Here is a 3,521-nt window from a genome sequence, read left to right as displayed (position 1 = left end):
ACCGCCGCGGCGCGCAGCGGCCGGTCTTCCTGAGCGCCGGCCAGCATGCCAACGAAACCTCCGGCATCGTCGGCGTGCTGCGCGCCGCGCAGGCGCTGGACACGCAACCCGGGGCGCACTTTGCGCTGGTCGCACTGGAAAACCCGGACGGCTACGCCCTGCAGCGCGAGCTGTGCGCCCACCACCCGGGCCACATGCACCACGCGGCCCGCTACACGGCGCTGGGCGACGATGTCGAATACCGCGAGCGCGCGCCGCTGTGGGAACGCACGGCGCGCGAGACGGCGCTGCGCCTGTCGGGCGCACAGCTGCACGTGAACCTGCACGGCTACCCCGCGCACGAATGGACGCGCCCGCTGTCGGGTTACGTGCCGCGCGGCTTCGAGCAATGGATGTTGCCCAAGGGCTTCTTCCTGATCCTGCGCCACCACCCCGGCTGGGAGCGAGCCGCGCGCGCCCTGCTGGAGGCGGTGTGCGCCCGCGTCCTGCGGGAAGTCCCGGACCTCGCGACCTTCAACGCCCGGCAGCGCGCGCTGTACGAATGCCACGCCGGCCCCCTGCCTTTCGACGCCATCGCGGGCATCCCCTTCACCCAGGTCGAGAGCATGCGCGACGCGCCCGTCACGCTGATCACCGAGTTCCCCGACGAGACCCTCTATGGCGAGGCCTTCCGCTTCGCCCATACCGTCCAGATGGCAACCGCCCTGGCGGCCGTCCAGGCCTGGCAGGAACTCACGCTGCCGGCTTGAGCGTGCGCCCGAGCCACGCTGGGCTTTCCTCCATTGTCCGTGTCGCGCCAATGCAGTGACAATGGACCCCACCGGCTGCACGGCGCCGCGCGCCCGCGTGCGGCGGCCCGAACCAGGAGAAGAGCATGAGCGACGACCCCATCCCCGCCCCCACCGCCGCGGCCCCGGGCGCTGCAGGCCCCGGCGCGGCGCCCGATACCGTGTTCGCCTGCATCGACGGGCTGGCGACCACCCATGCGGTGGTGGACGGCGCCGCCTGGGCCTCGGTGCGGCTGGGCGCGCCGCTGGCCTTGCTGCACACGCTGCAGCACCCCGAGCCGCTCCCGCCGGTGGGCGACTACAGCGGCGTGATCGGCATGGGCGCGCAGGACCTGCTGCTCGAACGCCTGAGCGCGCTGGACGAGGAACGCTCGCAGCTGGCACAGGAGGCTGCGCACCGGATGCTGGAGTCGGCCCAGCGGCGCGTGCCGCAGGAGGCGGCGGCCGCGCTGCAGGTGCTGCTGCGCCATGGCGAACTTACCGACGTGCTGCTCGAGCACGAAGCATCCGCACGTCTGTTCGTGCTGGGCAGCAACCACCGCCCCGCCAGCGCCCGCAAGCTGCGCCTGGACTACCGGGTCGAGAGCGTGGTGCGCAATGTGCGCCAGCCGGTGATGGTCATGCCCTGCCCCGAATTCACGCCGTCGACGGGCTTCGTCGTCGCCTACGACGGCAGCACCACCGCCCACCGCGCCGTGCAGGCGGTCGCGCGCAGCCCGCTGCTGCGCGGCATGCCGGGCTTGCTCGCCATGGCGGGCGAGCCGACCGAGCAGGCACGCCAATGCCTGGAAGAGGCCCAGGCGCTGCTGCGCGCCGCGGGCTTTGCCATTGACACGCGCATCGTGCCCGGTGCCCCCGAGGAGGCCATCCCGGCCCTGATGGAGGATCGCACGCAGGATCTGCTGGTGGTCGGCGCCTATGGCCATTCGCGCATCCGCCAGCTGATCGTGGGCAGCACGACCACGGCGCTGCTGCGGCTGTCGAGCGTGCCGGTGCTGGTGCTGCGTTGAGCGCGCGCAGCGGGCCGGCCGCCGCAGCCGGCGCTCAACCTGCCGGGGCGGCCCTGAGGTAGCGCCTCGCCCAGTCGAGGCCCCGGCGGGTGCCACCCGGGCCCGGATCGCGCGGCCGGTATTCGCAGCCCACCCAGCCCTGCCAGCCGCTTTCCGCCGCCAGCTCGTCCACCAGGGCCAGCAGGTGGTGGATCGCCAGCTCGCCCCGGTCCGGCTCGTGGCGCTCGGGCACGCCCGCGATCTGCAGGTGCCCCACCCGCCCGGTGGGCAGGTCGCGGCGCAGGGCCATGCTCAGATCGCCCTCCATGATCTGCAGGTGGTACAGGTCGCACTGCACCTGCACGTTCGGCGCGCCGATCTCGGCGATGAGGGCGTGCGCCTGGGCCTGGCGCTGCAGGAAGTAGCCCGGCATGTCGCGCGTGTTGATCGGCTCGATCATCAGCCGCACCCCGGCCGCGGCCGCCTGCTGCGCCGCCCAGCGCAGGTTCTGCACATAGCAGGCGTGCAGCACCTCGGCCGCCACCCCCTCGGGCGCCACGCCGGCCATCACGTGCACCCGCTCGCAGCGCAGCGTGCGCGCATACTCCAGCGCCAGCGCCACGCCCTCCCGGAACTGGGCCTCGCGCCCGGGCAGGCAGGCCAGCCCCCGCTCGCCCGCGTCCCAGTCGCCGGGCGGCGCGTTGAAGAGCACCTGTTCCAGCCCATGGGCCTGCAGCCGCTCGGCAATCGCCGCCGCCGGGTGGGCATAGGGAAAGAGGTATTCCACCCCTTCAAAGCCATCCTGCGCGGCGGCGGCAAAGCGGTCGAGGAAAGCGTGCTCCGGGTAGAGCATGGACAGGTTGGCTGCGAGGCGGGGCATGGTCGGGCAGTCCTGGAAAAAACGGAAGAACGGCGGCGGGCTCAGCTGCGGTCGTCGAGCGCCGCCGCAACCAGCCGCTGCGTGTAGGGATGGCGCGGCGCATCCAGCACCTGCTGCACGCTGCCCGCTTCCACCACCTCGCCGTCCTTCATCACGAGCACCGCATGCGCCATCGCGCGCACCACGGCCACATCGTGCGTGATCAGCAGGTAGGCCAGCCCGCGCTCCCTCTGCAGCCGCTGCAGCAGCGCCAGCACCTGCTGCTGGATGGTCACGTCGAGCGCGCTGGTCGGCTCGTCCAGCACCAGCAGCTGCGGCTGGACGATCAGCGCGCGGGCGATCGCCAGCCGCTGGCGCTGGCCGCCGGAGAATTCGTGCGGATAGCGGCCCAGCAGGCCCGGAAACTGCGCATCGCCCAGGCCCACTTCTTCCAGCATGGCGACCACCCGCGCGCGCCGCTCGGCCGGCGGCAGCTCGGGCGCGTGCACGCGCAGCCCCTCGCCCACGATCTCCTCCACCGTCAGGCGCGGCGAGAGCGAGGCGAAAGGATCCTGGAACACCACCTGCACCTGCCGGCGCAACCGCTGGTTGTGGGCGCTGTTGCGCTGCGCCGGCGCCTGCCAGGCCTGGCCCGCGATGGCCAGCTCGCCGCTGCTGGGCAGCAGGCCGAGCAGCGCCTGGGCCAGCGTCGACTTGCCCGAGCCGGACTCGCCCACCACGCCCAGGGTCTGCGCCGGCCGGATGGTGAAGTCCACACCGCGCACCGCCACGTACTCGCCGCGCCGCAGCCAGCCGCGCACGCCCGGCAGCGCCACCGGATAGGCCACGCGCAGGCCGCGTGCGCGGGCGATCGGCTCCCCCCCC

The 3,521-nt window shown here is 73.2% G+C and carries 4 protein-coding genes; 2 read left to right on the top strand and 2 right to left on the bottom strand.

Going from position 1 to position 3,521, the window contains the following annotated elements; all coding sequences use genetic code 11:
* Both A612_RS03150 and A612_RS03145 read left to right on the top strand, forming a co-directional pair.
* A partial coding sequence (locus A612_RS03150; RefSeq protein WP_019373140.1) for a hypothetical protein occupies positions 1-749 on the top strand: 749 nt, incomplete at its 5' end.
* A 125-nt stretch (positions 750-874) separates the two neighbouring features.
* Positions 875-1,798 (top strand): universal stress protein, encoded by a 924-nt coding sequence (locus tag A612_RS03145; RefSeq protein WP_019373139.1) that lies wholly within the window; start codon positions 875-877, stop codon positions 1,796-1,798.
* A 34-nt stretch (positions 1,799-1,832) separates the two neighbouring features.
* Here the strand turns inward: A612_RS03145 and otnI are convergent, their stop codons facing one another.
* Both otnI and A612_RS03135 read right to left on the bottom strand, forming a co-directional pair.
* Positions 1,833-2,657 (bottom strand): 2-oxo-tetronate isomerase, encoded by an 825-nt coding sequence (gene otnI / locus A612_RS03140; protein WP_019373138.1) that lies wholly within the window; start codon positions 2,655-2,657, stop codon positions 1,833-1,835.
* A gap of 41 nt (positions 2,658-2,698) precedes the next feature.
* The coding region (locus A612_RS03135; RefSeq protein ID WP_019373137.1) for an ATP-binding cassette domain-containing protein at positions 2,699-3,521 on the bottom strand (823 nt) is incomplete at its 5' end.

The organism is Melaminivora alkalimesophila (assembly GCF_000282995.1).
Taxonomy (GTDB): Bacteria; Pseudomonadota; Gammaproteobacteria; order Burkholderiales; family Burkholderiaceae_C; genus Melaminivora; species Melaminivora alkalimesophila.
The sequence above is the reverse complement of the archived record's forward strand: the minus strand, read 5'-3'. Positions and strand labels throughout refer to the sequence as shown.

Bases quoted from the DNA above. Each gene is read 5' to 3' on its own strand.
- A612_RS03145 (WP_019373139.1), top strand. From the start codon at position 875: ATGAGCGACGACCCCATCCCCGCCCCCACCGCCGCGGCCCCGGGCGCT.
- otnI (WP_019373138.1), bottom strand. From the start codon at position 2,657: ATGCCCCGCCTCGCAGCCAACCTGTCCATGCTCTACCCGGAGCACGCT.